At 68.5% G+C, this 24,894-nt stretch carries 25 protein-coding genes and 1 tRNA gene; 21 read left to right on the forward strand and 5 right to left on the reverse strand.

Features of this window, described 5'->3' with window-relative positions:
• Positions 1–9: 9 nt before the first annotated feature.
• The gene (locus KF892_02165; protein ID MBX3623790.1) at positions 10–711 is read left to right on the forward strand and encodes an SIMPL domain-containing protein; all 702 of its coding nucleotides are present in this window, start codon (positions 10–12) and stop codon (positions 709–711) included.
• Here KF892_02165 and KF892_02170 read toward each other — a convergent pair whose 3' ends face one another.
• On the reverse strand, positions 712–1,482 hold the full coding sequence (locus tag KF892_02170; GenBank protein MBX3623791.1) for a 3-hydroxybutyrate dehydrogenase: 771 nt from the start codon (positions 1,480–1,482) through the stop codon (positions 712–714).
• Between the two features lie 63 nt (positions 1,483–1,545).
• Between KF892_02170 and KF892_02175 the strand changes: the two genes are divergently transcribed.
• The 7 genes from KF892_02175 to KF892_02205 all read left to right on the forward strand — a co-directional run bounded on the left by KF892_02175 (position 1,546) and on the right by KF892_02205 (position 8,443).
• Positions 1,546–2,412 (forward strand): alpha/beta hydrolase, encoded by an 867-nt coding sequence (locus KF892_02175; GenBank protein MBX3623792.1) that lies wholly within the window; start codon positions 1,546–1,548, stop codon positions 2,410–2,412.
• Between the two features lie 7 nt (positions 2,413–2,419).
• Entirely contained in the window at positions 2,420–4,663 is a 2,244-nt protein-coding gene (locus KF892_02180) for a bifunctional (p)ppGpp synthetase/guanosine-3',5'-bis(diphosphate) 3'-pyrophosphohydrolase (protein MBX3623793.1), read from the forward strand.
• Between the two features lie 43 nt (positions 4,664–4,706).
• A tRNA-Val gene (locus KF892_02185) sits at positions 4,707–4,781 on the forward strand.
• A gap of 71 nt (positions 4,782–4,852) precedes the next feature.
• Positions 4,853–5,149, forward strand: coding sequence for a hypothetical protein (locus KF892_02190; GenBank protein MBX3623794.1), 297 nt, complete (start codon positions 4,853–4,855; stop codon positions 5,147–5,149).
• Positions 5,150–5,247: 98 nt separating this feature from the next.
• Positions 5,248–5,832 carry a polyhydroxyalkanoate synthesis repressor PhaR gene (phaR, locus tag KF892_02195; GenBank protein ID MBX3623795.1) on the forward strand — a complete coding sequence of 195 codons (585 nt, stop codon included), beginning with the start codon at positions 5,248–5,250 and terminating at the stop codon, positions 5,830–5,832.
• Positions 5,833–5,863: 31 nt separating this feature from the next.
• Complete coding sequence (gene rimO / locus KF892_02200) at positions 5,864–7,252, forward strand: 30S ribosomal protein S12 methylthiotransferase RimO (GenBank protein ID MBX3623796.1); 1,389 nt, start codon at positions 5,864–5,866, stop codon at positions 7,250–7,252.
• 3 nt (positions 7,253–7,255) lie between these two features.
• Positions 7,256–8,443, forward strand: a complete 1,188-nt coding sequence (locus KF892_02205) for a cystathionine beta-lyase (protein ID MBX3623797.1) — start codon at positions 7,256–7,258, stop codon at positions 8,441–8,443.
• Position 8,444: 1 nt separating this feature from the next.
• On the opposite strand, the gene smpB is transcribed toward KF892_02205, so the two are convergent.
• Complete coding sequence (smpB, locus tag KF892_02210; protein ID MBX3623798.1) at positions 8,445–8,912, reverse strand: SsrA-binding protein SmpB; 468 nt, start codon at positions 8,910–8,912, stop codon at positions 8,445–8,447.
• A gap of 47 nt (positions 8,913–8,959) precedes the next feature.
• Between smpB and KF892_02215 the strand changes: the two genes are divergently transcribed.
• Positions 8,960–9,415 carry a type II toxin-antitoxin system RatA family toxin gene (locus KF892_02215; protein MBX3623799.1) on the forward strand — a complete coding sequence of 152 codons (456 nt, stop codon included), beginning with the start codon at positions 8,960–8,962 and terminating at the stop codon, positions 9,413–9,415.
• Positions 9,402–9,710 (forward strand): RnfH family protein, encoded by a 309-nt coding sequence (locus KF892_02220; GenBank protein ID MBX3623800.1) that lies wholly within the window; start codon positions 9,402–9,404, stop codon positions 9,708–9,710. The genes KF892_02215 and KF892_02220 overlap by 14 nt, the downstream gene beginning before the upstream one ends.
• A gap of 2 nt (positions 9,711–9,712) precedes the next feature.
• On the opposite strand, the gene KF892_02225 is transcribed toward KF892_02220, so the two are convergent.
• On the reverse strand, positions 9,713–10,270 hold the full coding sequence (locus KF892_02225) for a DUF4124 domain-containing protein (protein ID MBX3623801.1): 558 nt from the start codon (positions 10,268–10,270) through the stop codon (positions 9,713–9,715).
• Positions 10,271–10,478: 208 nt separating this feature from the next.
• Between KF892_02225 and guaB the strand changes: the two genes are divergently transcribed.
• From guaB to guaA, 3 genes are all read left to right on the forward strand, one after another.
• The gene (gene guaB / locus KF892_02230) at positions 10,479–11,948 is read left to right on the forward strand and encodes an IMP dehydrogenase (protein ID MBX3623802.1); all 1,470 of its coding nucleotides are present in this window, start codon (positions 10,479–10,481) and stop codon (positions 11,946–11,948) included.
• A 67-nt stretch (positions 11,949–12,015) separates the two neighbouring features.
• Entirely contained in the window at positions 12,016–13,227 is a 1,212-nt protein-coding gene (locus tag KF892_02235; protein MBX3623803.1) for an MFS transporter, read from the forward strand.
• 35 nt (positions 13,228–13,262) lie between these two features.
• Positions 13,263–14,867, forward strand: coding sequence for a glutamine-hydrolyzing GMP synthase (guaA, locus tag KF892_02240; protein MBX3623804.1), 1,605 nt, complete (start codon positions 13,263–13,265; stop codon positions 14,865–14,867).
• Between the two features lie 9 nt (positions 14,868–14,876).
• On the opposite strand, the gene KF892_02245 is transcribed toward guaA, so the two are convergent.
• Positions 14,877–15,665 (reverse strand): isochorismatase family protein, encoded by a 789-nt coding sequence (locus tag KF892_02245; protein MBX3623805.1) that lies wholly within the window; start codon positions 15,663–15,665, stop codon positions 14,877–14,879.
• Positions 15,666–15,802: 137 nt separating this feature from the next.
• Between KF892_02245 and KF892_02250 the strand changes: the two genes are divergently transcribed.
• From KF892_02250 to KF892_02285, 8 genes are read left to right on the forward strand one after another with little or no spacing between them, the layout of a single operon-like run.
• Complete coding sequence (locus KF892_02250; protein ID MBX3623806.1) at positions 15,803–17,281, forward strand: ATP-binding cassette domain-containing protein; 1,479 nt, start codon at positions 15,803–15,805, stop codon at positions 17,279–17,281.
• The gene (locus KF892_02255) at positions 17,278–18,279 is read left to right on the forward strand and encodes an ABC transporter permease (GenBank protein ID MBX3623807.1); all 1,002 of its coding nucleotides are present in this window, start codon (positions 17,278–17,280) and stop codon (positions 18,277–18,279) included. Before KF892_02250 ends, KF892_02255 begins: the two co-directional genes overlap by 4 nt.
• Positions 18,272–19,144, forward strand: coding sequence for an ABC transporter permease (locus KF892_02260; protein MBX3623808.1), 873 nt, complete (start codon positions 18,272–18,274; stop codon positions 19,142–19,144). Before KF892_02255 ends, KF892_02260 begins: the two co-directional genes overlap by 8 nt.
• Before the next feature lie 51 nt (positions 19,145–19,195).
• Entirely contained in the window at positions 19,196–20,254 is a 1,059-nt protein-coding gene (locus KF892_02265; GenBank protein ID MBX3623809.1) for a BMP family ABC transporter substrate-binding protein, read from the forward strand.
• Positions 20,255–20,265: 11 nt separating this feature from the next.
• The gene (locus KF892_02270) at positions 20,266–21,027 is read left to right on the forward strand and encodes an isochorismatase family protein (protein ID MBX3623810.1); all 762 of its coding nucleotides are present in this window, start codon (positions 20,266–20,268) and stop codon (positions 21,025–21,027) included.
• On the forward strand, positions 21,024–21,494 hold the full coding sequence (locus KF892_02275; GenBank protein ID MBX3623811.1) for a RidA family protein: 471 nt from the start codon (positions 21,024–21,026) through the stop codon (positions 21,492–21,494). Before KF892_02270 ends, KF892_02275 begins: the two co-directional genes overlap by 4 nt.
• Before the next feature lie 41 nt (positions 21,495–21,535).
• The gene (locus KF892_02280) at positions 21,536–23,593 is read left to right on the forward strand and encodes an MASE1 domain-containing protein (protein MBX3623812.1); all 2,058 of its coding nucleotides are present in this window, start codon (positions 21,536–21,538) and stop codon (positions 23,591–23,593) included.
• Positions 23,583–24,254, forward strand: coding sequence for a response regulator transcription factor (locus KF892_02285; GenBank protein MBX3623813.1), 672 nt, complete (start codon positions 23,583–23,585; stop codon positions 24,252–24,254). The genes KF892_02280 and KF892_02285 overlap by 11 nt, the downstream gene beginning before the upstream one ends.
• Here the strand turns inward: KF892_02285 and KF892_02290 are convergent.
• Positions 24,232–24,894 carry a cupin domain-containing protein gene (locus tag KF892_02290; GenBank protein ID MBX3623814.1) on the reverse strand — a complete coding sequence of 221 codons (663 nt, stop codon included), beginning with the start codon at positions 24,892–24,894 and terminating at the stop codon, positions 24,232–24,234. The two genes, KF892_02285 and KF892_02290, sit on opposite strands and share 23 nt — an antisense overlap.

The raw sequence follows: 24,894 nt of genomic DNA on the forward strand, positions 1-24,894 counted from the left end.
GAACCCTGCATGACCCGCACATCCGCCTTGGCCTTGACGCTTGCCGCCGCACTCGCGAGTTCGGCCGCGTGGGCCGATCAGCCACCCCCGCAGAACGTGGTCGGCCTGTCGGCCAGCGCGAGCCTCGAGGTCAACAAGGACGTGCTCAGCGTGACCCTCTCGACCACGCGCGAAGGCACCGACGCCGGCTCGGTGCAGTCGCAGCTCAAGCAGGCGCTCGATGCGGCGCTCAACGAAGCGAAGAAGGCCGCCAAGCCGGGCCTGATCGAGGTGCGCACGGGCAATTTCTCGCTCTTCCCTCGTTATTCCAACAAGGGCGGCATCACCGGCTGGCAAGGCACGGCCGAGCTGAACATCGAAGGCAAGGACATCCCGGGCATCGCCCAGCTCACAGGCCGCATCAACACGATGACGGTGGCGCGCGTGGGCACCTCGCTCTCGCGCGAGCAGCGCGAGAAGGTGGAGAGCGACGTCACCGGCCAGGCCATCGCGCAATACCGCACGAAGGCGGCCGAGGTGGCGCGCCAGTTCGGCTTCTCGGGCTACACCTTGCGCGAAGTGCAGGTCAACAGCAACGAGCCGCCGATGTACGCGGCGGCGCCGATGATGCGGGCGAAGACGATGTCGGACGCGTCCGAGGCGCTGCCCGTCGAGCTGGGCAAGGGGACCGTGACCGTGACGGTCAACGGCACCGTGCAGCTCACGAAATAGTCACTGCGCGACCCAGCCGCCGTCGACGTTCCAGGCCACACCGCGGATCTGGTCGGCGGCCGGCGAACTGAGGAACACCGCCAGCTCGCCGAGCTGCTCGGGCGTCACGAACTGCAGCGAGGGCTGCTTCTCGCCCAGGAGTTCGACCTTGGCCTTCTCGACCGAGATGCCCTCGCGCGCCGCGCGGTCGTCGATCTGCTTCTGCACCAGCGGCGTGAGCACCCAGCCGGGGCAGATGGCGTTCGACGTGATGCCGGTCGTGGCCGTCTCCAGCGCGATCGACTTGGTGAAGCCGACGATTCCGTGCTTGGCCGCCACGTAGGCCGACTTCTGCGCCGAAGCCACGAGGCCGTGCGCCGAGGCGATGTTGATCACGCGGCCCCAGTTCTTCTTGCGCATGCCGGGGATCGCCAGGCGCGTGGTGTGGAAGGCCGAGCTCAGGTTGATGGCGATGATGGCGTCCCACTTGGCCACGGGAAAGTCTTCCACCGGCGCCACGTGCTGGATGCCGGCGTTGTTGACGAGGATGTCGACACCGCCGAAGTCTTTCTCCGCGTAGGCCATCATGGTTTCGATCTCGGCGGGCTTGCTCATGTCGGCACCGTGGTAGCCCACCTTCACGCCGAGCGCGGCGACTTGCGCCTTGGCGGCCTCGACCTCGCCGAAGCCGTTGAGCACCACGTTGGCGCCCTGGCGCGCGAAGCACAGCGCCACGCCGAGGCCGATGCCGCTGGTGGAGCCGGTGACGAGAGCAGTTTTCCCTTTCAGCATGGTCGAACCTCCGATTGAAATACAGTGCGGCGAATCTTAGAGCCGCCGATCCCCATCAGCACCATGCACGAACCACGCCTGAACCATGTGCAATGCCTTGACAGCCAGGGCCTGCACCGCATGGCTTACTGGGAGTGGGGCGACCCGGCGAACCCAAAGGTGCTGGTGTGCGTGCATGGCCTGTCCCGGCAAGGGCGTGACTTCGACACGCTCGCGCAGGCGATAAGCGCCGAGTACCGGGTGGTCTGCCCAGACGTGGTCGGGCGCGGGCAGTCCGACTGGCTGGCAGATCCGTCGGGCTACCAGATCCCCGCCTACGCGGCCGACATGGTGACGCTGCTCGCGCGGCTCAACGCTGGCACGGTGCATTGGGTGGGCACCTCGATGGGCGGTCTCATCGGGCTGGTGGTCGCGGCGCTCAAGCACTCGCCGGTGTCGCGCCTCGTGCTGAACGACGTGGGGCCGGTGGTCGAAGCCGATGCGCTCGCACGCATCGGCAGCTACCTCGGCGCGCCGGTGCGCTGGAAGAGCCTGGAGGAAGCGGCCGACGCGCTGTGGGCGATCTCGCAGGGCTTCGGCCCGCACACCCGCGAGCAGTGGCTGGCGCTGACGAGGCCGATGCTCAAGGCCGACGGCGACGGGTTCATCCCGCACTACGACCTCGACATCGCGGTGCCGTTTCGCAGTCTCTCGCCCGAGATGGTGAAGGCGGGTGAAGCGCAGGTGTGGGCGATGTACGAAAGCCTGCGCTGCCGTGTCTTGCTGCTGCGCGGGGCCGACTCCGACCTCCTGTCGCCCGCCACCGCCAAGGCGATGACCGAGCGCGGCCCCAAGGCCGAGCTGCGCGAGTTCGCCGGCGTGGGCCACGCCCCGATGCTGAATTCGGCCGACCAGGTCTCGGCGGTGCGGGAGTTCCTGCTCCGGCCATGACGCGCCCATGAAGACTGGCCCGTCGGACGGCCGCACCCCGGCCGCCGCCATCGTCCAACTCGCCGACGTCGACCCCGACGACAGCCGCGAGGCCGAGGTCTCGCAGCTCGCCCGCGCGCGTGCGTTTGCCGAGCCGCTGCTCACAGGCCAGGTGCTCGACACCGGAGAAGACGCGCTCGTGCACGCCGAGGGCGTGGCCAACATCCTGCTCGGCATCGGCGCCGCGCCCTCGATGGGGGCGGCGGCGTACCTCGTCTATGCCGGCGACTACCTCGCCAAGCCCGACGAGATGGTGAGCAAGGCCTTCGGGCCCTCGTATGCCGGGCTGGTCACGCACACCCGCAAGCTGGTGCAGATCCAGCGCGCGGCCCGCGAAGCCCGGGTGCAGGACGAGAAGCGTGCCGAGCAGACGGAGCGCGTGCGCAAGATGCTGCTGGCGTTCTCGCGCGACTTGCGGGTGGTGCTGCTGCGCCTGGCTTCGCGCCTGCAGACGCTGCGCCACTACGCGCTGAGCAAGCAGCCGTGCCCGGTGCTGCTCGCGCGCGAGTCGATGCAGGTGTTTGCGCCGCTCGCGAGCCGCCTGGGCATCTGGCAGATCAAGTGGGAGCTGGAGGACCTGGCCTTCCGTTTCCTCGAGCCCGAGTCTTACCGCATGGTGGCCAAGCTGCTCGACGAGAAGCGCGTCGAGCGCGAGCAGGGCGTCGAGGCGTTCCGCCAGCTGCTGGGCGAGGAGCTCGCGCGCGCCGGCCTGAAAGCCGAGGTGCAGGGCCGGCCCAAGCACCTCTACAGCATCTGGAAGAAGATGCGCGGCAAGGGCCTCGACATCGACCATGTCTTCGACGTGCGCGCCGTGCGCGTGATCGTGGCCGACGTGCGCGACTGTTATGCGGTGCTGAGCCGGGTGCACGAGGTGTGGCGGCCAGTCGCGGGCGAGTTCGACGACTACATCGCCAAGCCGAAGCCGAACGGCTACCAGTCGCTGCACACCGTGGTGCTCGACGCGCAAGGGCGGCCGGTGGAGGTGCAGATCCGCACGCGGGCGATGCATGAACACGCCGAGCATGGTGTGGCCGCGCATTGGGCCTACAAGGAGGCCGGGGCGAAGGGCTATGCGGGCGTCAGCGCCGCGGGCGATTTCGATGCGCAGGTGGCCGAGGCCCGCAAGGCGGTGCTTCGGCAGCTGCTGGCGTGGGAGCGCGACTTCGTCGAAGCGGGTGACGACGCCGAGCTCAAGGAAGGTGTCTTCGACGACCGCATCTACGTGTTCACGCCGCAAGCCGCGGTGATCGAGCTGCCGGCCGGCGCGACGCCGATCGACTTTGCCTACGCGGTGCACACCAACCTCGGCCACCGCTGCCGCGGCGCCAAGGTCGACGGCGCGATGGTGCCGCTCAACACAGCGTTGCAGAGCGGCCAGACGGTCGAGGTGAGCACGATCAAGGAGGGCGGGCCTTCGCTCGACTGGCTCAACCCTGAACTCGGCTACCTGCAAAGCCAACGCTCGAAGGCCAAGGTGCGGGCGTGGTTCAACGCGCTGGCCCTGCAAGACACGATTGCACGTGGCCGAGAGGCCGTCGAGAAGCTGCTGCAACGCGAAGGCCGCACGGCCATGAAGCTCGACGACCTGGCCACGCAGCTCGGCTTTCGCAACGCCGAGGCCTTGTTCGAGGTGGTGGGCAAGGACGAGTTCTCCCTGCGCAACATCGAGAATCTGCTGCGCCCGGCTGAGCCCGCGCCACCGGCCGACGACACGATCACCTTGCGCAAGCCGAGTGCCGAAGGGCCGGGCAAGGGCGGGGTGCTGGTGGTGGGCGTGGAGAGCCTGCTCACGAGCCTGGCCCGCTGCTGCCGGCCCGCGCCGCCCGATGCGATCGGCGGCTACGTCACGCGTGGCAAGGGTGTGGCCATCCACCGTGCCGACTGCATCAACTTCCGCCAGATGGCCGCGCGCACGCCAGAGCGCGTGATCAGCGTGGCCTGGGGCGCGGCGAGGGGCGACAAGCCGGCGCTTTACCCCGTGGACGTGCTGGTCGAAGCCGCCGACCGGCAAGGGCTGCTGCGCGACATCTCCGAAGTCTTCGCCAAGGACAAGATGAACGTGACCGGCGTCAGCACGCAGACGCTCAAGGGCCCGCTCGGCCTCACGGCGTGGATGACCTTCACCGTCGAGGTGGCCGACTCGGCGCGCCTGGCGCAGGTGCTGGCCACCGTGGCGCGAATTCCGGGTGTGCGTGGCGCCCGTCGCAAATGACGGGCTTCTGAGCTGCCAAGACCAGTGTTATAGTCACGGGCTCGGGCGATTAGCTCAGTGGTAGAGCGCCTCTTTGACGTGGAGGATGTCGGGAGTTCGACCCTCTCATCGCCCACCAAACACGTCAGACCCGAAGAGCCCGTTCCGCAAGGACCGGGCTCTTTCTTTTTTCTCCTTCGGAGCTTGCCGATGGACATGACGCCCCGCCGCCAGCAGATGATCGACGCGCACGTGGCCGAGACCCGCGCGCTGATGGCCGACTACGCCTTCCAGCTCAACGACCTCGTGCGCTTTGCGCTGTCTGCCGCACAGGAAAAGCCGCACAAGGTCTACTACCCGATGGACCCGGTGAACGAGTGCATCCGCAACTGGCACGGCCTGAGGCAGAAACTGGCGAGGCTCGCCGCCGAGGTCGACGCGACCACGCAGCGGCTGGGTGTGCAGCCCTTCGATCCGGAGGCGCCGGCCGCCGACGATCCGGCGTGAGCGCGCCCGCCGGGCGGGAAAACCCTTCGCAGGGTGCTGGGGCCGCCTTCTAGAATCTTTTTGCACACCTGCACACTGGTCCGACTGGAGTTCACTGAATGGCCCCACCCCGCCGCCCATCGGCGTCCGACGACGGCAGCACCGAAGGCAACAGCCAGCGCGTTCTCAAGAAGTACCCCAACCGCCGCCTGTACGACACCCAGACCAGCAGCTACATCACCCTGGCCGACGTGAAGAAGATGGTGCTCGAAGGCCAGGACTTCGTGGTGCGCGATGCCAAGACCGGCGATGACCTCACGCGCAGCATCCTGCTGCAGATCATCCTGGAGGAAGAGACGGGCGGCGTGCCGATGTTCTCGTCGCAGATGCTGGCGCAGATCATCCGGTTCTACGGCCATGCGATGCAAGGGATGATGGGTTCCTACCTCGAGAAGAACCTGCAGACCTTCACCGACATCCAGAAGAACCTCGCCGAGCAGTCCAAGGGCCTGTACGACGCCAACATGATGAACCCCGAGGTCTGGACGCAGTTCCTCAACGGCCAGGCGCCCGGGGTGCAGAACCTCATGGGCAACTACCTCGAACAGTCGAAGAACATGTTCGAGAAGATGCAGGAGCAGATGGCCAAGCAGGCCGAGACCTTCTTCCCGGGCATGCCGGGTTTCAGCCCGCCCAAGCGCTGACCCGGGTGTTGTTTCGGGAGAAAATCCCGGGATGACAGAAGACACTCTCGCCGCGCCTCCCGGCCTGGCCCCCAAGATCGGATTCGTCTCGCTCGGTTGCCCCAAGGCGCTGACGGACTCCGAGCTCATCCTCACGCAATTGCGCGCCGAGGGCTACGACACCTCCAAGACCTTCGCGGGAGCCGACCTCGTGATCGTCAACACCTGCGGCTTCATCGACGACGCGGTGAAGGAGAGCCTCGACACCATCGGCGAGGCGCTGGCCGAGAACGGCAAGGTGATCGTCACCGGCTGCCTGGGCGCGAAGGCGGGTGACGGCGGCGGCAATCTCGTGCAGCAAATGCACCCAAGCGTGCTCGCCGTGACCGGCCCGCATGCCACGAACGAGGTGATGGACGCCGTGCACAAGCACGTGCCCAAGCCGCACGACCCGTTCGTCGACCTCGTGCCGGCCCAGGGCATCAAGCTCACGCCCAAGCACTACGCGTACTTGAAGATCAGCGAAGGCTGCAACCACCGTTGCAGCTTCTGCATCATCCCGAGCATGCGCGGCGACCTGGTGTCGCGGCCCATCGGCGATGTGCTCTCCGAGGCGCAGCGCCTCTTCGAAGCCGGCGTGAAGGAACTGCTCGTCATCAGCCAGGACACGAGCGCCTACGGTGTCGACGTGAAGTACCGCACCGGTTTCTGGGACGGCAAGCCCGTCAAGACCCGCATGCTCGACCTGTGCGAGAAGCTCGGTGCGCTGGCGCAACAGCACGGAGCCTGGGTGCGGCTGCACTACGTCTACCCGTATCCGCATGTCGACGAGGTGCTGCCGTTGATGGCCGAGGGGCTGATCCTGCCGTACCTCGACGTGCCGTTCCAGCACTCGCACCCGGACGTGCTCAAGCGCATGAAGCGCCCGGCCAACGGCGAGAAGAACCTCGACCGGCTGTTGCGCTGGCGCGAGGTCTGCCCCGAGCTGGTCGTGCGCAGCACCTTCATCGCCGGCTTTCCGGGTGAAACCGAAGCCGAGTTCGAGCACCTGCTTGGCTTCATGCGCGAGGCGCAGATCGACCGTGCCGGCTGCTTCGCCTATTCGCCGGTGGAAGGGGCGACCGCCAACGAGCTGCCGAACCCGGTGCCCGCCGAGGTGCGCGAGGAGCGTCGCGCGCGCTTCATGGCGGTGGCCGAAGAAGTCTCGGCCGCCAAGCTGCGCAGCCGCGTGGGGGCCACGATGCAGGTGCTGGTCGATTCCGCGCCCGCGATGGGCAAGAAGGGCGGCGTGGGCCGCAGCTACGCCGATGCGCCCGAGATCGACGGCACCGTGCAGCTGCTCGCGCCGCAGAAGCTGTCGAAGACGCTCAAGGTGGGTGAGTTCACGCAGGCCCGCATCGTCGACACTCGTGGGCATGACCTCATCGCCCAGCCGATCTGAGCCATGAGCCACGACAAGCGCACCGAGCTCATCCATCACCCTTACGTGCCACCGGCCGGCTTCGAGGCCGTGGCGCCCGGCGTGCACAAGGCGTCGACGGTCGTCTTTCCCAACGTGGCGGCGCTGCAGGCGCGCAACTGGCGCTCCAAGACCGGCTACACCTACGGCTTGCATGGCACGCCGACGACCTTCACGCTCGAAGAGCGGATCGCCACGCTGGAAGGTGGCTTGCAAACCCTGCTCGTGCCCAGCGGCCTCGCGGCGATCACCTTGGTCGATATGGCGCTGCTGAAGCAGGGCGACGAAGTGCTGATCCCCGACAACGCCTATGGGCCGAGCAAGGAGCTGGCTCGCAACGAACTTGCGGGCTGGGGCATCACGCACCGCTTCTACGATCCGATGGATGCGCGTGGCTTGGCGGCATTGATCGGCCCGCAAACCAAGCTCCTGTGGCTCGAAGCAGCGGGCTCGGTGACGATGGAGTTCCCCGACCTGCCCGCGCTGGTGAAGGTGGCGCGGGAGCGGGGCGTCAAGATCGCGCTCGACAACACCTGGGGCGCCGGCATCGCGTTCGACCCGTTCGACCTCGTGCCCGGCGGCGAAGCGCTCGGTGTGGATGTTTCCATCCAGGCGCTGACCAAATACCCCTCCGGCGGTGGCGACGTGCTGATGGGCTCGGTGACCACGCGCGACGAAGCGCTGCACCTGAGCTTGAAGTTCAGCCACATGCGCATGGGCTGGGGCGTGGGTGGCAACGACGTCGAGCTGGTACTGCGCTCCCTGCCGTCTCTTGCGCTGCGCTACGAGGCCCAGGATGCCGCCTCTCGCACGCTGGCCGCCTGGTGGTCGCAGCGGCGCGAGGTGGTGCAGGTGCTGCACCCCGCTTTGCCCGGGTCGCCCGGGCATGAGTGCTGGCAGCGCCTGTGCACGCGGGCGGCGGGGCTGTTCTCGGTGGTGTTCAACGAGCGCTACACGCCGCAGCAGGTGTACGCCTTCATCGATGCGCTGCGCGTCTTCAAGATCGGGTACTCGTGGGCCGGGCCGGTGAGTTTGGCGGTTCCCTACAACCTGAAGGGCATGCGCGAGGAGCCGGCCTACAGCGGGACGCTGGTGCGCTTCTCGGTGGGGCTGGAAGCGCCGGCCGACCTCATCCACGACTGCCAGCAGGCCCTGCACGCCCTCGGGCCGTAGCTCACTCCTTGGCGGGGCCGGACGAGACTTTGTGTCTCATCAGCCGACCCTTTTCACGCTCCCAATCGCGCTTCTTCTCGGTGTTGCGCTTGTCGTGCTCGGCCTTGCCCTTGGCGAGCGCGATCTCGGCTTTGACCCGGCCGCCCTTGTAGTGCAGGTCGAGCGGCACCAGGGTGAAGCCTTTCTGCTCGACCTTGCCGATCAGGCGCTTGATCTCGGCCTTGTGCATCAGCAGCTTCTTCGTGCGGTCGGCCTCGGGGTTGACGTGGGTCGAGGCACTGCGCAGGGCGTTGATGCGGCAGCCGATCAGGTACAGCTCGCCGTCACGGATCACCACGTAGCCGTCGGTGAGCTGCACCTGGCCGGCGCGGATGGCCTTGATCTCCCAGCCGGCCAGCACCATGCCGGCCTCGTACTTCTCTTCGAGGTGGTAGTCGAAACGGGCGCGGCGGTTTTCGGCGATGGACATGGGGCACAGGTGGGGGCACTGGGCCCTCAATACAATCCTTCGATTCTATGAAGCAGGTTCGGAAGTCAGTCCTCCTCACGTATTCGGCCCCTGAGATGTACACGCTGGTCGTGGACATTCCGTCGTACCCGCAGTTCCTGCCGTGGTGTGAAAAGGCCGAAGTCCTGACGCGCGACGAGACCGGCATGACGGCCAAGCTTCACCTCGCCTATGGCGGTTTGCGCCACGCCTTCACCACCCGCAACGAGCACGAGGCCGAGCGCAGCGTGACCGTGTCCCTGGTCGATGGGCCGTTCTCGGTGCTCGACGGCTCCTGGCGTTTCGTCCCGCTCGCCTTGCCCGGCGCGAGCCCGGTGCCGGCGTGCAAGATCGAGTTCGACCTGCGCTACGCGTTTTCGAACCGGCCGCTGGAGCTGGTGGTGAGCCCGGTGTTCGACAAGGTGGCCAACACTTTCGTCGATGCCTTCGTGAAGCGGGCCGCCCAGGTGTATGGCGAGCGCTGAGCCGCTGGAGATCGAGGTGGCTTACAGCCCGGAGCCGGGGCGCGTGGAGCGCTGGGCACTTCGACTTCCGTCGGGCAGCTGTGTCGGCGATGCCATCACTCAGAGCGGCGTGCTCGCTGCCCACCCCGAACTCACGCCAGGGGCGTTGTCAGTCGGGGTGTGGGGGGCAACGCGTGGGCTGGAGCATCCGCTGCGGGACCGAGATCGCGTCGAGCTCTACCGCCCGCTCAAGGTGGACCCGAAAGAAGCGCGGCGCCTGCGCCATCGCAGCCACCGCGCCAAGAAGGCAGGCTGACGTCAGCGGGCGCAGTCGCTGGCGACCACGTCGCGGGCGCGCTTGGCTTCTTCGGCGCGGCCTTTGTCGTCAAGGATCTCGCGCTCACCCTTTTCATTGACGCGCGCCATGCGCATGCCGTCTTCCAGCGCTCGCAGTTGGCCTTTGGCCCGTTGGCAGTTCTCGGCCTTGGCGGCTTTCTGCTTTTCTTCCTCGGCCCGGCGCTTCGCACCTTCTTCCTCGGCGGCCTTCTTGCGCTTGGCCTCGAGTTCAGGGTCGACACCCTTGGCGGTACCGTCGGCGCCGGAGGCAGCGGCCGAAGCCGCCATCGCCGCTGCAGCGGCCTGGGCGCTGTTGGCTGCGAACGGCGGCGGCTTGCGCGCCGAGGCACCGCTCGGGCGTTGCAGGATCTCCGATTCACTCACGTTCGGCGGCGGCGGCAGGTCGCTGTACTGCACGCGGCCGGTCTTGTCTTTCCATTTCCACTGGGCCGCGGCCGGCTGGCTCAGGCCAAAGGCAAACAGGGCTGCGGCGGTCACGGCCGCGAGCCGAACAATGCGAGGCGAACGAGCGAATTTCATCCTGAAAGTGTAGTCGTGCAAAAGCTCCCTAACGTTCGGCGTGGCGCCTCCGTGCGGGCTTTGTCGCCAATGGTTTCAATGACCTCGGCGATTCCGTGAACTATTCCCGTGAAGTCGGCCAAGTCGGCGTTGCGTCAAGGCCGCGACGGCCTGCCGGGCGAGGGCGGCCGGCGTCCGTATAATTCGCTTTTGCGTCAGGAGCTTCCTCATGCGCCTTCTCGGCAAAGCGCTCACCTTCGACGATGTGTTGTTGGTGCCGGCGTTCTCCCAGGTGTTGCCGCGCGACACCTCGCTCTCCACCCACCTCTCCCGCAACATCCGTCTCAACCTGCCCCTGGTGTCCGCCGCCATGGACACGGTGACGGAGGCGCGGCTCGCCATTGCCATCGCCCAGGAGGGCGGCATCGGCATCGTGCACAAGAACCTGTCGCCCAAGCAGCAGGCGTCCGAGGTGGCGCGGGTCAAGCGCTACGAGTCGGGTGTGCTGCGCGACCCGATCACCATCGCGCCCCGCGTGCCGGTGCGTGACGTGATCAACCTGTCGCGCCAGCACGGCATCTCCGGCTTCCCGGTGGTCGACGAAGGCAAGGTGATTGGCATCGTGACCGGCCGCGACCTGCGCTTCGAGACGCGCATGGACATCCCGGTCAGCGAGATCATGACCCCGCGCGAGCGCCTCATCACCGTGGGCGAGCACGCCACGCTCGACGAGGCCAAGGCGCTGATGCACAAGCACAAGCTCGAGCGTGTGCTGGTCGTCAACGACGCCTTCGAGCTGCGCGGCCTGTACACGGTGAAAGACATCACCAAGCAGACCAACTTCCCCAATGCCGCGCGCGATGCGCAAGGCAAGCTGCGCGTGGGCGCCGCGGTCGGCGTGGGCGAGGGCACCGAAGAGCGTGTCGAGCTGCTGGTGAAGGCCGGCGTCGATGCGCTGGTGGTCGACACCGCCCATGGCCACAGCGCCGGCGTGATCGAGCGTGTGCGCTGGGTCAAGCAGAACTTCCCGCAGGTCGACGTGATCGGCGGCAACATCGCCACCGGCGCGGCGGCGCTGGCACTCGTCGAAGCCGGCGCTGATGGGGTGAAGGTCGGCATCGGCCCCGGCTCCATCTGCACCACCCGCATCGTGGCCGGTGTGGGCGTGCCGCAGATCACCGCCATCGACAACGTGGCGAAGGCGCTCGCCGGCACCGGCGTGCCGCTGATTGCCGACGGCGGCATCCGCTACTCGGGCGACATCGCCAAGGCCATCGCGGCCGGCGCGCACACCGTGATGATGGGCGGCATGTTCGCCGGCACCGAAGAGGCGCCGGGCGAGATCGTGCTGTTCCAGGGTCGCAGCTACAAGAGCTACCGCGGCATGGGCTCCATCGGTGCCATGCAGCAAGGCTCGGCCGACCGCTACTTCCAGGACAACACCGGCGCCAACCCCAACGCCGACAAGCTCGTGCCTGAAGGCATTGAAGGCCGCGTGCCCTACAAGGGCTCGATGGTCAGCATCGTGTTCCAGATGGCGGGGGGCCTGCGTGCCTCGATGGGCTACTGCGGCTGCGCCACCATCGACGACATGCGCAACAAGGCCGAGTTCGTCGAGATCACCTCGGCCGGCATTCGCGAGAGCCACGTGCACGACGTGCAGATCACCAAAGAAGCGCCCAACTACCGCATGGAATGAGGGCGGCAACGCTCGCCCGACGATGAGTCTGAACTCGACCGAGATCGCCGCGGATCGCCCCGCGGCGATGCGCTTCATTCTCCTGACCGTGCTGATCGACATGGTGTCGATCGGCCTGATCATCCCTGTGCTGCCCGAGCTCGTGGGCCGCTTCACCAGCGATCGGGCGGAGCAGGCGTTCTGGTTCGGGGCGATCATGTTCACCTTCGGGGTGGCGAACTTCTTCTGCGCGCCGATCCTCGGGGCGCTGTCGGATCGCTACGGCCGCCGGCCGGTGCTGCTGCTCGGCTTCTGCGGCTTCGCCTTCAGCTACTTCGGCACGGCCCTGGCCGCGACCCTGGGGCAGCTGGTCGCGATCCGTCTCGTGAGTGGTGCGCTGCAGGCCAACGTCAGCGTGGCGAACGCCTATGTGGCCGACATCACCGCACCGGAAGACCGCGCCCGCCGCTTCGGCCAGATGGGGGCGATGTTCGGCTTGGGGTTCATCCTCGGCCCGGTGATGGGCGGCCTGCTCGGCGCGATCGACATCCACCTGCCGTTCTACGCCTCGGGCGTGCTCGCGCTGCTCAACCTCGTCTACGGCTACTTCGTGTTGCCCGAGTCGCTGTCGCCTGCGAACCGCAAGCCGGTGACCTGGAGTGCGCTCAACCCCATCCAGGCATTGACGCAGCTCACCCGCCTCGAAGGCGTGGGCCTGCTCGTGCTGGTGGTGGCCTTCGGCGCGCTGACCGATTCCATCCTGCGCAGCTCGTGGGTGCTCTACACGGGCTTCCGCTTTGGCTGGGGGCCGATGGAAAACGGCTGGTCGCTGTTTGCCGTGGGCGTGCTCTCGGTGCTGGTGCAAGGGGTGCTGCTCAAGCGGCTGCTGGCGCGCTTCGGTGCCCGCCGGCTGGCCACGATGGGCCTTATCTCCGCGACCATCTGCTACGTGCTGTGGGCCCTGTCTTCGCAGGGCTGGATGATGTACGCGGTGATGGGCCTGAACCTCTTCGGCTTCACCGTGCAGGCGTCGATCCAGTCGCTGGTGTCCAACGCCGCCGACGCCACCACCCAAGGCCGCACCATGGGCGCGGTGGCCGCATTGACCAGCCTGATGTACGTCATCGGCCCGGTGATCGGCACCTCGCTGCTCGGGGCGGTGTCGCACCTGCCGCCGAGCGACTGGCGCGCTGGCGCACCGTTCTTCTTCTGCGCGTTGCTGATGGCGTCGTCCACCGCGGTCGCGCTGTGGCACTTCTCGCGCCGGCCGGTAGAGCTGGCACCGCAACCAAACGCCTGAGCTTCAACACCCGAGCCTCCACCCGAGCCCGCACCATGCACGACAAGATCCTCATCCTCGACTTCGGCTCCCAGGTCACCCAGCTCATCGCACGGCGCGTGCGCGAAGCGCACGTCTACAGCGAGATCCACCCCAACGACGTCAGCGACGAGTTCATCCGCGAGTTCAAGCCGAAGGGGATCATCCTGTCCGGCAGCCACGCCAGCACGTATGAGGACCACGAGCTGCGCGCCCCGCAGGCCGTGTGGGACCTGGGCGTGCCGGTGCTGGGCATCTGCTACGGCATGTTCACGATGACGGTGCAGCAGGGTGGCGAGGTCGAGGCCAGCTCGCACCGCGAGTTCGGCTATGCCGAGGTGCGCGCGCACGGCCACACCCGGCTGCTGCAGGGCATCGAAGACTTCTCCACCACCGAGGGCCACGGCATGCTCAAGGTGTGGATGAGCCACGGCGACAAGGTCACCAAGCTGCCCCCAGGCTTCAAGCTGATGGCCTCCACCCCGAGCTGCCCCATCGCCGGCATGGCCGACGAATCGCGCGGCTACTACGCGGTGCAGTTCCACCCCGAGGTCACGCACACCGTGAAGGGCCGCGACCTGCTCAACCGTTTCGTGCTCGACATCTGCGGCGCCAAGCCCGACTGGGTGATGGGCCACTACATCGACGAAGCCGTGGCGCGCATCCGCGAGCAGGTGGGCAACGAGGAGGTGATCCTCGGCCTGTCGGGCGGTGTGGATTCGAGCGTGGCGGCCGCGCTCATCCACCGCGCCATCGGTGACCAACTCACCTGCGTCTTCGTCGACCACGGCCTGCTGCGCCTGAACGAAGGTGACATGGTGATGGACATGTTCGCCGGCAAGCTGCACGCGAAGGTCATCCGCGTCGACGCCAGCGATCTCTTCCTCGGCGAACTGGCCGGCAAGCCCGAACCCGAACAGAAGCGCAAGATCATCGGCAAGCTCTTCGTCGACGTCTTCAAGGCCGAAGCCGAAAAGCTCAAGGCGAGCGGCCAGGGCCACAAGGGCGCGACCTTCTTGGCGCAAGGCACGATCTACCCCGACGTGGTGGAAAGCGGCGGCACCAAGACCAAGAAGGCCACCACGATCAAGAGCCACCACAACGTGGGCGGCTTGCCCGAGCAGCTGGGCCTCAAGCTCCTGGAGCCGCTGCGCGAGCTCTTCAAAGACGAGGTGCGCGAGCTGGGCGTGGCGCTCGGCCTGCCGCACGACATGGTCTACCGCCACCCGTTCCCGGGCCCGGGTCTCGGCGTGCGCATCCTCGGCGAAGTGAAGAAGGAATACGCCGACCTGCTGCGCCGTGCCGATGCGATCTTCATCGAGGAGCTGCGCGCCGCCATCGACCCCGCCAGCGGCAAGAGCTGGTACGACCTCACGAGCCAGGCCTTCACCGTCTTCCTGCCGGTCAAGAGCGTGGGCGTGATGGGCGACGGCCGCACCTACGACTACGTGGTGGCGCTGCGCGCGGTGCAGACCAGCGACTTCATGACCGCCGACTGGGCCGAGCTGCCCTACAGCCTGCTCAAGAAGGTGTCGAGCCGCATCATCAACGAGGTGCGTGGCATCAACCGCGTGACCTACGACGTGTCCAGCAAGCCACCTGCCACCATCGAGTGGGAGTGATCGAAGGCCCTACGCCGCGGCGAGCGCCTCCAGGACCCGTCGCGAGTCGCTCACGAAGCCGAAGCACTTCTTGACGTTCCAAAGCGTCGCCTCGGTGCAGAACGCGGGTGAGGTGGTGGCGCAGCAGTCCGACAGCAGCACGCAGCCATAGCCGAGGAAGTTGGCATCGGTCAGCGAGTGCAGCACGCACTGGTCGGTGTTCACTCCGGCAAAGAGCAGGGTGCGAACGCCCAGGTTGCGCAGGATGCTGTCGAGCGGCGTGTCCCAGAAGCCACTGATGCGGTGCTTGTCGACCTCGATGTCGCCGGCCTGCGGCTTGAGTTCGTCGACGACGGCGGCCGCCCACGATCCTTTCTCGAGAACGCGTGCGCCGCTGCCCGGCAAGGGGTCGCCCAGGCCGACGCCGTGCCCGTGCGGCTTGTAGAGGTGGATCTGGTTGGGCGGCATGTTGGCCAGGTCGGGCCGATTGCCCCAGTTGACCCACACCACCGGCACGTCGGCCGCGCGCAGCGCCGGCAGCAGCTGGCGCAGCGGCTCGATCGGTGCCCGGTCGGGCTGCGGGTCGCCGCCGATGTGCTCCACCCAGCCGCCCGGCGAGCAGAAGTCGTTCTGCATGTCGATCACGAGGATGGCGGTGCGCTGCAGGTCGAGCACGACTTGTTGCGGCTCGGCATCCAACCGCATGCGCCGCTGAGGCGCAGGAGCAGGCGCGAAGTCGACTGCTTCGGGCGAGGCGATCCAGTGTGTGTTGGCAAAGACGCCGAGCGCGCCTGGGGTGTGTGTCGTGCGATGCGGCATGAGGGCTCCTTTGATGCGGGTGTGCGCCCGGCCTTGCAAGTTGCGTGCGCTCGCCGCGTCGCCCTCACGGAATCCACTACCCCGAAACCACGTGCGGCCTGATGTCCGCCACGAGGCTGCGTTTCTAGAGTGCAGCCATGCACCTGAAATTGGTCGGCCTCACCAAACGCTTCGGCACCCTCTGCGCCGTCGACGATGCGACGCTCGAGATCCGCCCCGGCGAAGTGCTGGCCCTGCTCGGTGAAAACGGCGCAGGCAAGAGCACGCTGATGAAGATGCTGTACGGCGTGCACCTGCCCGATGCAGGGCACATCGAGATCGACAGCAAAGCGCACACGATCACCTCGCCGCGCGAGGCCATGGCGCTCGGCATCGGCATGGTGTTCCAGCAGTTCAGCCTGGTGCCGGCCTTGACCGTGCGCGAGAACCTGGCGCTCGTGCAGCCGGCCGCGCCCTGGTGGATTGGCATGCGCGCATCGCGGCTGGCGGCGATCGATGCGCACCTGAAGACTCTCGCGCCGGGCGTCGACCCCGATGCCTGTGTGAGCCAGTTGCCGGTGGGCCAGATGCAGCTCGTCGAGCTCGCGAAGGTGCTGCTGCGCGACGCCCGCTGCGTGGTGTTCGACGAACCGAGCGCGGTGCTCACGCCGTCGGAAGCCGAGCGGCTGTGGGGCCTGATCCGCAATCTCACGGCGCGTGGGCTCGCGGTCGTGCTCATCAGCCACAAGCTCGCCGACGTGCGCGCCTGCGCCGACCGGGTGGCGGTGATGCGCGCCGGGCGGGTGGTGGCGCAGGCGGATGCGCAGGACGCGAGCGATGCGCAGATCGTCGAGTGGATGGTCGGCTGTGCCCCGCCTGCGGTGCGGGCGCCGCATGTGCCTGCCGCCAACGCGGCCGTGCGGCTCGAACTGCGCGGTGTGTCGGCCGGCGTTGCGCGTGGGGTGGACCTCACCGTGCGCGCCGGCGAAGTGCTGGGCATCGCCGGCATCTCGGGCAGCGGGCAGACAGAGCTGGCCGAGGCCATCGCCGGTGCGCTGCCCTTGGCGGCCGGCGAGCTGATCCTCGATGGCCATCGCCTGCGGGCGCCGCGGCTCGCGCCGGAGCCGACGCCGCAACTGGGCTACATCGCCCCCGAGCCGCTGCGCAACGCAGTGGCCCCCGAGCTCACGCTGGCGCTGAACCTCGCGCTGAAGCGCATCAACACCTTGCCTTTCATGCCCTCGCGTGCCGAGCTGGCGCTGCGTGCGGCGCCGCTCATCGCGCGCTTCGGCGTGCGGCCGGCCGAACCGCAGTCGCTGGCCGGCCACCTCTCCGGTGGCAACCTGCAGAAGCTGGTGGCGGCACGTGAGCTGGCCGATGCACCTGCCGCTGTCGTCGCGTGCTATCCGACGATGGGCCTCGACGTCTCCGCCACAGCGCAGGTCTACGACGCGCTGTTCGGCCTGGCGCGCAGCGGCAGCGCCGTGCTGTGGATCAGCGAAGACCTCGACGATCTGCTGCGGCACGCGCACCGCATCGCGGTGATGTTCGAGGGCCGCGTCATCGCCCTGTTCGACGCGGCCCAGGCGACACCGGCCGAGCTGGGTGCGCGCATGGCCGGGCAGGTGGCCGCATGAACGCCGCGTCCCTTCACCGCAGCGCCATCGCCCTGGGCGGCTTTGCCGCGCTCGCTGGCGCCTTCTTCCTGCTGATCGGCCGTGGGCCGATCGACATGCTCGTGGCCATTGCGCAGGCGAGTGTCGGCAGCGGTTACGCGGTCGGCGAATCGCTGCTGCGTGCCACACCCATCCTCCTGTGCGCGTTGGCCACGCTGGTGCCGGCGCGCCTCGGGCTGGTGTCGGTCGGCGCCGAGGGCCAGCTCTACTTCGGTGCGCTGGCCGGCACCGGCGCGATGCTGCTCGCGCCTTCCAGCCTGCCGCTGGTGCTGCTGGGCGGTGTGATCGGCGGCGCGGTGTGGGCCCTGGTGCCGGCGCTGCTGCGCGTGGTGGCCGACGTGAACGAGACGATCTCCACGCTGATGCTGAACTACGTGGCGGCGTTGCTCGTCACCTGGCTGGTCTACGGCCCCTGGAAGAACCCGCAGAGCCAGGGCTGGCCGGCGAGCATCGACTTCGCCGAGGCCGCGCGCCTGCCGCTGCTAGGCGAGAGCCGGGTGCATGCGGGGCTGCTGATGGCGCTGGTGCTCGGCATCGCGCTGCACCTGCTCTTCACCCGCAGCCGCTGGGGCCTGGTGCTGGACGTGCTGCGCAGCAACCCACGCCTCGCGCCGCTCGCGGGCCTGAGTGTCACGCGCCAGGTGCTGCTGACGATGGTGGTCGGCGGTGCGCTCGCGGGGCTGGCGGGCATCGCCGAGACCTCTTCCGTGCAAGGGCGGCTGCAAGCCTCGTTCGCCAACGGCGCGGGCCTGTCGGGTTTCCTCGTCGCGTGGCTGGCCGGCAATCGTGTGCTGCCGGCGATGGTGCTCGCGCTCCTGGTTGGTGGCCTGCTCGCCGCGGGTGACGAGCTGCAGATGATGACCAGCGTGCCCTCGTCGGCGGTGCTGGTGGTGCAGGGGCTGATGTTCGTCGCGATGCTCGGCGCGGGTGCCTGGAAAAAGGGAGGCGCCAGTGGCTGACACCCTGCTCCAGGGCTTGCCGGTCTCGGCCTTGCGCAGCGCCGCGCCCTTGCTGCTGGTGCTGCTGGGCGAGTGCCTCACGCAGCGCGTGGGCCGCATCAACCTCGGGGTGGAAGGGCAGATGCTGGTCGGCGCGGTGGCGGGCTACGGCGTCACCGCCTTGAGCGGCCAGCCCTGGCTGGGCATGGCGGCCGGCGCGGCGGCGGGTGCCTTGCTGTCGGCGGTGTACGCCTTGCTCACGGTGGCCGCACGCGCCGACCAGTTCGCGAGCGGCCTCGCGGTGTTGATGCTCGGCTACGGCGTCAGTGCGTATGCCGGCAGCGGCCTCGTGGGCCTGCGCATCGAAGGCTTCGCGCTCGGTGCCGGCGGCACCACGCCGACGCTGTGGCTCGCGGTCGCACTCGTTCCGCTGATCGGGCTCTGGCTTTACGGCACCCGCACCGGCCTCGTGTGGCGCTCGGTCGGCGAGTCGCCTGCGGCAGCGCGCGCCGCCGGCATCACACCGTGGAAGGTGATCGTCGCCGGCATCACGGCCGGCGGCGTGCTGTCGGGCCTGGGCGGCGCCGCACTGTCCATCGACCACACCCGCACCTGGGCCGAAGGCATGACCGCCGGCCGTGGGCTGATCGCTGTGGGGCTTGTGATCGTCGCGCGCTGGAACCCCTGGCTCACGCTGCCGGCCGCCCTCTTGTTCGGCCTGGCCGAAGCGCTGTCGCTGCGCCTGCAGGCCGCCGGCAGCGCGGTGCCCGCCCACCTGCTGCACACGCTGCCCTACCTCGCGAGCCTCGCCGTCTTTGCCGTCACCTGCGCGCGCCTGAAGGGCGGCGGCGGGCCCGAGGCGCTGCGTGCCGTGTTCGCTCGATGACCGCTCTAGCCCGATGAACTTTCTTTCTTCAACCCCAGGAGGGACCGCCCCATGAAGCTGCTTCGCCATCTCGCCGTGTTCGCCTTTGCCGCCGGCGCCGCCATCAGCCACGCCGCCACCATCGGCTACATCTACGTCGGCCCTGAGAAGGACTACGGCTACAACACTTCGATGGATGTGGGCCGCAAGTTCGTCGAGAAAAGCATCCCCGGCACCAAGACCCTGCATGTGGAAAACATCCCCGAGACCGCCGAGGTCGAGAAGGTGATGGAGCGCATGATCAAGCAGGGCGGGGCGAGCATCATCTTCGCCACCAGCTACGGCTACCTCGACTACGCCATCGCGCTCGGCAAGAAGTACCCCAAGGTCGCCTTCCTGCACGCCGGGGGCCTCAAGATCGGCGACAACGTCGGCACCTACTGGGCCAACAGCGACGACGCGATGTACCTCGCCGGCATGGCCGCCGGTGCGGTGAGCAAGAGCGGCAAGCTCGGCTTCATCGCCGCGTTTCCCATTCCCCAGGTGGTGCGCTCCATCAACGCCTTCACGCTGGGCGCGCAGGCGATGAACCCCAACGCCACCACCACGGTGGTGTGGACCGGCGGCTGGCTGCAGCCGCCGAAGGAAGCCGAAGCCACCAACTCGCTCGCCGATGCCGGCATCGACGTGATCGGCGAGCAGGTCGACAGCCCGATGACCATCGCGCAGACCGCCGAGAAGCGCGGCATCTACATGGTCGGCAAAGATGTGGACGTCTCGAAGCTCGCGCCCAAGGCCGTGCTCACCGGCGCCTCGTGGAACTGGGGCCCGACCATGCTCAAGTTGACGAAGGAGATCCAGGCCGGCAAGTGGAAGCCGAGCCACGTGCGCGGTGACCTGAAAGACGGCACCGTGGTGCTCGACCCCTTCGGCCCCGCCGTGCCCGAAGGCGTGCGCAAGACCGTGCTGGCGAAGAAGGACGACATCCTCAAGGACAAGTTCGTCGTCTGGTCGGGCCCGATGACCGGTCAGGACGGCAAGGCCATCCTGCCCGCCGGCACCCGCATGCCGATGGAGCAGCTGGAGAGCATGAACTTCTTCGTCAAGGGTGTCGTGGGCACGGTGCAGTGAGGAGCTCGGCCATGAAACCGATGGGCTCCCACCTCGCCAACCGCTGGCGCGTGAGCGCCGCGCACTGCGACCTCACGCGCGCCGAGCGCCGCCCGGTGCGGCCGGTCGAGCTCGCGGCCGAGCCGCAGGCGGTGACGGTCGATGCGAACCGCAGCGCGCTGATCGTCGTCGACATGCAGAACGACTTCTGCGCCATAGGCGGCTACCTCGACTACCGCGGCATCGACATCACGCCCGACCGCGCCCCCATCGAGCCGCTGCGCCGGCTCGTGCCGGCCCTGCGCGCGCAGGGCGTGCCCATCGTGTGGCTCAACTGGGGCGTGCGCCGCGACCTGCTCAACATCCACCCCTCGCTGCTGCACGCGCACACGCAAGACGGCGAGGGCGCCGGCCTGGGCGAGCAGATCCCGGGCGGCGCCGAGATCCTGCTCAAAGGCTCGTGGGGCGCGCAGATCGTCGACGAGCTGAACCCCGGCGAGCAAGACATCCACGTCACCAAGCACCGCTTCAGCGGCTTCTGGGACACCGAGCTCGACTCCATCCTGCGCAACATGGGTCTGACCACGCTCTTCTTCGCCGGCGTCAACGCCGACCAATGCGTGATGACCACGCTGGAAGACGCGAGCTTCCTCGGCTACGACGTGCTGATGCTGCGCGACTGCGTGGGCACCACCTCGCCGCCGTTCTGCATGCAGGCGACCGAATACAACGTGAAGCTGCTGTATGGGTTCATGACGGATTCGGGGGCGTTGTTGTCGGGGCTCAAGGCATGAGCGGCGCCATCGAAGAGAAACTCGCATCGATGGGCCTCGCCTTGCCAACGCCGCCCACGCCGATTGCCAATTTCGTGCCCTGGCGGCGCAGCGGCCGCACTGTCTACCTGGCCGGCCAGGTGTGCGAGTGGAACGGCAGCGTGCCCTATGTCGGCAAGCTCGGCCGCGACATCACACTCGAGCAGGGCCAGCAAGCCGCGCGCCTGTGTGCGCTCAACCTGCTGGCCTGCCTGAAGCTCGCCTGCGAGGGCGACCTGGGTCGCGTGCAGCGCTGCCTGCGGGTGGGCGGCTTCGTGAACTGCGAGCCCGAGTTCGAGTTCGTGCCGATGGTGGTCAACGGTGCGTCCGACCTCTTCGCCGCGCTGTGGGGCGAGGACCGTGGGCGCCATGCACGCACGGCCATCGGCGTGGCCTCGCTGCCGCGGCGTGCAGCGGTCGAGGTCGACGCCATCTTCGAGATGGACTGACACCGCCGGCACGGTTCGTGCACGTCCACGGAATGGCCTCCTTGCGACTGCCTGCCACCCTCAGCGCCTGGCCCACCAGCGGGCAAGCGCGCTGGCGCTGGGCCTGCTGGTGCCTGCTCTTCGGCCTGCTCTACGGGGCGGCGGCGCGGCTCGGCCTGGCCACCTCCAGCATCGCCCCCAACGTCACGCTGGTGTGGGCGCCGACCGGCCTGAGCCTCTTCGTCTTCCTGCGCTGGGGGCCGGGCCTGTGGCCGGGCATCGTGCTGGGCGACCTGATTGCCAACGCCGGCACCGGCGCGTCGCTGCTGGCGGTGGCCGGCATTTCGCTCGGCAACCTGGCGCAGACCTTCGCCTGCTGGTGGGGCCTTCGCCGCGCCGGCTTCGCGCCAGCGCTGGAGCGTGTGCGCGACGTGGTGGGCCTGATCGTGCTCGGCACTGCCGGTGCCGGGCTGAGCGCCCTGATCGGGCCGACGGCGCTGTGGCTCGATGGGCGTGTGCCGACCGACGCCTGGGCCGCCGTGGCCTTGCAATGGTGGATGGGCGACGCCGCCGGCGTGGTGGTACTCACGCCCTTCCTGCTGATCTGGTGGCGCAGCGCCGCCGCCGCATGGAGCCGCGCGCAAGCGGTGGAAGCCGCGGCGCTGCTCCTCCTGCTGGGCCTGTTGTGCGAGCTGGTGTTCGGTGGCGCGCTGCTGCACGGCCTCACGGCTGCACCGGGCTACTACCCCGCGTCGCTCGCGCTGTACCCGCTCGCGGTGTGGGCGGCCTTGCGCTTTGGCCAGCGAGGCGCCACCTTGCTCACGCTGCTGGTCACGCTCGCCGCCGTGTGGGGCACGGTGCGCGGTGCCGGCCCTTTCGTGGACGGCGGCCTCACCAGCAGCCTGGTGCGCTGGTGGGTGTTTGCCAATGTGATCACCGTGACCAGCCTGCTGCTCGCCGCGACCCAGAGCGAGCGCGACCGCGCCCGTGCGCAGGCCATCCGCGACCGCGACTTCGGCTCCGCCATCCTCGATGCCGAGGGCGCGCTGGTGGTGGTGCTCGATGGGCAGGGCCGCATCGAGCGGGTCAACCGCAGCTTCGAGCGCACGACCGGCTTCACGTCGGCCACACTGGTCGGCAAGCGCTTCGAAGAGGCGCTGATCCCGGCCGAGCACCACGCGAAGGTGAATGGCCATGCCGAGCTGTTGCGCCTGAGGCTCGCCGACAGCGAGAAGCTCGAAAGCCCGCTGCGCCGCCACCGGGGCCCGCCCATCACCGTGAGCTGGACGGCCACCGCCCTGCGCGACGAACACGGCAGCATGACGCACGCCATCGTCTCCGGCATCGACGTCAGCGCGCGGGTCGAAGCGGCCGATGCCTTGCGGCAGGCGCGCCGGCAACTCGAGCAGCGCGTGGCCGAGCGCACCCAGGCCCTCGCCGAAGCCAACGCCGCGCTGCAGGTGCAGATGGCCGAGCGGCAGCGGCTGGAGCATGAGTTGATCGCCGTCAGCGAACGCGAGCAGCAGCGCTTCGGCCAGGCGCTGCACGACGGCCTGGGCCAGCACCTGACCGCCACCGCCATCCAGGCCGAGCTGCTGGCCCGCGATCTCGAAGCGGCCGGCGCACACGACGCCCAAGCGAGCGCCGAGCGTGTCGAGGCGATGCTGTCGTCGGCGGTCGCGCAGACCCGGCTGCTGGCGCGCGGCCTCTACCCGGTCGAGATGGAAGAGGGCGGCCTGATGATGGCGCTGCAGCAGCTGGCCGAAAGCACCGAGCGCCAGCTGCGCCGCGCCTGCAGGCTCGACTGCCCGCGCCCGGTCGACGCACCCGACCACATCGCGGCGGTTCACCTCTACCGCATCGCGCAGGAAGCGGTGAACAACGCGGTGAAGCACGCACCCGGCGCGGCCATCGCCATCGCGCTCGGGCAGCAGGCCGGCGCGCTGACGCTGCGCGTGAGCAACCCGGTGCCGGCGACGGTGGGCAAGGCCGAAGGGCAGGGCATCGGGCTGCGCATCATGCGGCACCGTGCGCAGCTGATCGGCGCCACCTTCCGTGCCGGCGTCCATGAGGGCGCGTGGCAGGTCGAAGTCACCTGGAGGTCCCCGCATGAACACTGACACGAAGAAGACACGCGTCCTGATCGTCGACGACCACCCCATCCTGCGGCATGGCATCGCGCAGCTCGTGGGCCGCGAAAGCGACTTCGAGGCATGCTCCGAAGCCGGCACGGTCGACGAAGCCCTGGAAGTACTGGCGCATCAACCGGCCGATGTCGCCATCGTCGACCTGTCGCTCGAAGAGCAGTCAGGCCTGGAGTTGATCCGCCGGGCGAAGGCCCACCACCCGGCCCTGCAGTGCCTCGTGCTCTCGATGCACGACGAGCGCCTGCATGCCGAGCGCGCCCTGCGGGCCGGCGCCCGCGGTTACCTGATGAAGCAGGAGGCCACGCGCAAGATCGTGGCCGCGTTGCGGCAGGTGCGCGCGGGGCGCATCTACCTCAGCGAGACGGTGTCGAGCGAGATCCTCACCCGGCTGGCGAGCGGCAGCGAGCGCACCGACAGTGCCGCTGGCGCCGTCGGCGGCCTCAGCGACCGCGAGATGGAAGTGCTGCGCCTCATCGGCCGCGGCCTCAAGACCGGCGAGATCGCGCGCAGCCTGCACCGCAGCGTGCACACCATCGAGACGCACCGCGCCAACATCAAGCGCAAGCTGGGCCTGCGCACCTCGGGCGACCTGGCCCGGGCGGCGTTCAAGCTCAGTGAACCTGCGGCGTGTTGACCCACAGCACGCGTGCGGTCACGGTGCCCGGGTTGCGGTAGCTGTTGGTGAGGTGGTTCTTGAAGAAGAAGGAATCGCCCGCGTTGAGCGTGTAGCTGGTCGCCTCGACCGTCAGCTCGATCTGCCCATCGAGCACGTAGCCGAGTGTTTCGCCCTGGTGCGTGATCGGGTCGTTTTTCAGGCCGCCGGGCTCCACCACGTGGATGTTGCCTTCGAGCAGGTTGCCGGCCCCGAAGGGCACCAGGCGCTCATAGCTCACGCGCTGGCCTTCGCGGATGGGGTCGGTGTGGGCGACCGGGCGTTGCCCGTTGCGCAGCACCATCGCCGGCGAGTTGGGGTCCGAGCCGAAGAAGGAAGCCAGGTCGCGGCCCAGCGCATCGACCAGGCGCTGCAGCATGGGCAGCGAGGGCACCACGCGCCCGGCCTCGATCTTCGAGACCATGCTCTCGGTGCAGCCCACCTTGTCGGCGAGGTCGCGCATGCGGATGCCGGCGAGCAGGCGCGCATGGCGCAGGCGGCCGCCGACTTGCAGGTCGTCGCGGCGTGGCGTGGGTGCGGTCGCGGCGGTGCTCTTCTTGCGAGCCGTGGAAGGCTTCTTCTTGGCGGCGGGCCGGGTCGAGGTCTTTGCGGAAGTGGCCAT

The organism is Rhizobacter sp. (assembly GCA_019635355.1).
Taxonomy (GTDB): domain Bacteria; phylum Pseudomonadota; class Gammaproteobacteria; order Burkholderiales; family Burkholderiaceae_C; genus Rhizobacter.

Bases quoted from the DNA above. Each gene is read 5' to 3' on its own strand.
- KF892_02165 (MBX3623790.1), top strand. From the start codon at position 10: ATGACCCGCACATCCGCCTTGGCCTTGACGCTTGCCGCCGCACTCGCG.
- KF892_02170 (MBX3623791.1), bottom strand. From the start codon at position 1,482: ATGCTGAAAGGGAAAACTGCTCTCGTCACCGGCTCCACCAGCGGCATC.
- KF892_02175 (MBX3623792.1), top strand. From the start codon at position 1,546: ATGCACGAACCACGCCTGAACCATGTGCAATGCCTTGACAGCCAGGGC.
- KF892_02180 (MBX3623793.1), top strand. From the start codon at position 2,420: ATGAAGACTGGCCCGTCGGACGGCCGCACCCCGGCCGCCGCCATCGTC.
- KF892_02190 (MBX3623794.1), top strand. From the start codon at position 4,853: ATGGACATGACGCCCCGCCGCCAGCAGATGATCGACGCGCACGTGGCC.
- phaR (MBX3623795.1), top strand. From the start codon at position 5,248: ATGGCCCCACCCCGCCGCCCATCGGCGTCCGACGACGGCAGCACCGAA.
- rimO (MBX3623796.1), top strand. From the start codon at position 5,864: ATGACAGAAGACACTCTCGCCGCGCCTCCCGGCCTGGCCCCCAAGATC.
- KF892_02205 (MBX3623797.1), top strand. From the start codon at position 7,256: ATGAGCCACGACAAGCGCACCGAGCTCATCCATCACCCTTACGTGCCA.
- smpB (MBX3623798.1), bottom strand. From the start codon at position 8,912: ATGTCCATCGCCGAAAACCGCCGCGCCCGTTTCGACTACCACCTCGAA.
- KF892_02215 (MBX3623799.1), top strand. From the start codon at position 8,960: ATGAAGCAGGTTCGGAAGTCAGTCCTCCTCACGTATTCGGCCCCTGAG.
- KF892_02220 (MBX3623800.1), top strand. From the start codon at position 9,402: ATGGCGAGCGCTGAGCCGCTGGAGATCGAGGTGGCTTACAGCCCGGAG.
- KF892_02225 (MBX3623801.1), bottom strand. From the start codon at position 10,270: ATGAAATTCGCTCGTTCGCCTCGCATTGTTCGGCTCGCGGCCGTGACC.
- guaB (MBX3623802.1), top strand. From the start codon at position 10,479: ATGCGCCTTCTCGGCAAAGCGCTCACCTTCGACGATGTGTTGTTGGTG.
- KF892_02235 (MBX3623803.1), top strand. From the start codon at position 12,016: ATGCGCTTCATTCTCCTGACCGTGCTGATCGACATGGTGTCGATCGGC.
- guaA (MBX3623804.1), top strand. From the start codon at position 13,263: ATGCACGACAAGATCCTCATCCTCGACTTCGGCTCCCAGGTCACCCAG.
- KF892_02245 (MBX3623805.1), bottom strand. From the start codon at position 15,665: ATGCCGCATCGCACGACACACACCCCAGGCGCGCTCGGCGTCTTTGCC.
- KF892_02250 (MBX3623806.1), top strand. From the start codon at position 15,803: ATGCACCTGAAATTGGTCGGCCTCACCAAACGCTTCGGCACCCTCTGC.
- KF892_02255 (MBX3623807.1), top strand. From the start codon at position 17,278: ATGAACGCCGCGTCCCTTCACCGCAGCGCCATCGCCCTGGGCGGCTTT.
- KF892_02265 (MBX3623809.1), top strand. From the start codon at position 19,196: ATGAAGCTGCTTCGCCATCTCGCCGTGTTCGCCTTTGCCGCCGGCGCC.
- KF892_02270 (MBX3623810.1), top strand. From the start codon at position 20,266: ATGAAACCGATGGGCTCCCACCTCGCCAACCGCTGGCGCGTGAGCGCC.
- KF892_02275 (MBX3623811.1), top strand. From the start codon at position 21,024: ATGAGCGGCGCCATCGAAGAGAAACTCGCATCGATGGGCCTCGCCTTG.
- KF892_02285 (MBX3623813.1), top strand. From the start codon at position 23,583: ATGAACACTGACACGAAGAAGACACGCGTCCTGATCGTCGACGACCAC.
- KF892_02290 (MBX3623814.1), bottom strand. From the start codon at position 24,894: ATGGCCACTTCCGCAAAGACCTCGACCCGGCCCGCCGCCAAGAAGAAG.